The 1,709-nt window shown below is 66.9% G+C and carries 3 protein-coding genes; all 3 read right to left on the bottom strand.

What is annotated here, in order from left to right; genetic code table 11:
- Positions 1–329, bottom strand: a 329-nt coding sequence (locus EN879_RS34835; RefSeq protein ID WP_164774796.1) for an ROK family protein, incomplete at its 3' end; no start/stop codon positions are given.
- The gene (locus EN879_RS34830) at positions 326–1,048 is read right to left on the bottom strand and encodes a ribulose-phosphate 3-epimerase (RefSeq protein ID WP_013532941.1); all 723 of its coding nucleotides are present in this window, start codon (positions 1,046–1,048) and stop codon (positions 326–328) included. The genes EN879_RS34830 and EN879_RS34835, both read right to left, overlap by 4 nt.
- Positions 1,045–1,709 (bottom strand): alpha/beta hydrolase (locus EN879_RS34825; RefSeq protein WP_127274656.1); only part of this gene is annotated, 665 nt, incomplete at its 5' end. The genes EN879_RS34830 and EN879_RS34825, both read right to left, overlap by 4 nt.

Here is a 1,709-nt window from a genome sequence, read left to right as displayed (position 1 = left end):
AGACGGACCGGCAGGCCGAGCCGCCGCTCGAGGATGTCGGCAAGCGGCACATCCAGCCAGCCGGTGAGTGTCGGCGGGCCGACGGCGATGCCGGCCAGCGGATCAAGCGGTCCCGGCGCACCGACACCGACGCCGACGACCGACAGTGCCGGGGCTTCGGCATGGACGGTCGCCGCCAGCGCCTCGATCTGGCCGATCACCACGTCTGGACCGGCCTGCGCCTGCGTCGGCACCGCTGCGAATGCCAGGATCTTGCCCTCACGGTCGACCAGGGCGGCGCGAAGCTCCGTCCCGCCAAGATCGATCGCAAGGGCGGCTTCCGTTGTCATGCCGCGACCTTCAAGCCGTGCAGCCAGCCGATGCGGCCGGCGAGGTCCTTGTCACCGAAGGCGAGCGAACCGAGAACCACGGTTTCGGCCCCGGCGGCACGCAGCAACGGCACGGTCTCGTGGCGGATGCCGCCGTCGGCCGCCAGAACCACTTGCGCCTCGCGGCCGGCCTTTCTCAGGATGGCGCGGGTAGCGCCCAGCCTGTCGCAGGCCTTGTCCGACAGGCTCTGTCCCTTGACGCCGATTGCGGTTCCAAGAAGCGTTACGAAGGCGACTTCCGGGACGAAGGCCGTCACCGCTTCCACAGGCGTCTCCAGCCTGAGCACGACGCCCGCCTCGGCGCCGAGCTCCCGCGCCAGCCGCACGGCGCGCAATCCCGCTTCGCCATTCTCGGCATGGACGCTGATCATGTCGGCGCCGGCTTCGATGAACTGGCGCGTCTGCGCCTCGACGATTGCTTCATCGACCATCAGGTGGACATGGATGGGCTTGGCCGTCAGCCCGGCGATGCGGGCAACGAGGTCGGGGAAGAACAGGAAGGACGGGGCGAAATGACCGTCCGCCACATCGATATGATGAAGATCGACATAGGGTTCGATGCGCTTCAAGTCGTTCTCGAAATTGGCAAGATTGGCAGACCAGAGCGAGAATTCGGCGATCATGCGATCGCGTGGCAGTTCGGCGATGGCGGCCGGGCCGGAGAGAGATTTCGAGATCATGATTGGTCCTGCTTGTCAAAATTTGTGTTGAGAAAGCTGCCGATGGCGGCGCGGATTTCGGCGAAATGGCGCTCCTTGTCGGTGGCCTTCGGCGTCACCTCGACAAAGGCGGCATTGGGGATGGTGTCTGCAAGGCTGCGCGCGGTGGCCAGCGGATGGACGAGATCGATGCCGCTGCCGATGACGAGTGTCGGGAGCGCGAGGCCGGCGGCCGCTGCCCGCGTCACGCCGGGCCCATCGTTTGCGATCGCTCGCATCACCTCGGCGAAAACATTCGCATTGGCGCGCGCGAAAAAGCCGAGCAGGGAAGCAAGATTGTCCGGCGCCTCGATGCGAAAGCGAGCCGCCGTGGCGGAGGCCGCAAACGCATCGCGCGCGTCATCCAGCGGACGGCCGCGGATGAGCTCCGCCACTTCCACGTAAGGGCGCATGTTTTGCGATGCCGCGTCGAAAGCCCAGGCAGGGCGAACAAGCACGAGACCTGTGACCCTATCCGGGTGCCGGGCCGCAAGCCGCAAGGCGATTGCCGCGCCCATCGAGATGCCGCCGGCGACGAAACGGTCGAGGCCGGCGGCATCGGCGGCAGCCAACACGTCGTCGGCGAACATCTCGATCGAAAAAGGACGCTTGCTGCCGGCGCCGGAGCCGCCCTGAGCGCGAC

Source organism: Mesorhizobium sp. M7A.F.Ca.AU.002.02.1.1, from assembly GCF_003998535.1.
Lineage (GTDB): Bacteria > Pseudomonadota > Alphaproteobacteria > Rhizobiales > Rhizobiaceae > Mesorhizobium > Mesorhizobium ciceri.
The sequence above is the reverse complement of the archived record's forward strand: the minus strand, read 5'-3'. Positions and strand labels throughout refer to the sequence as shown.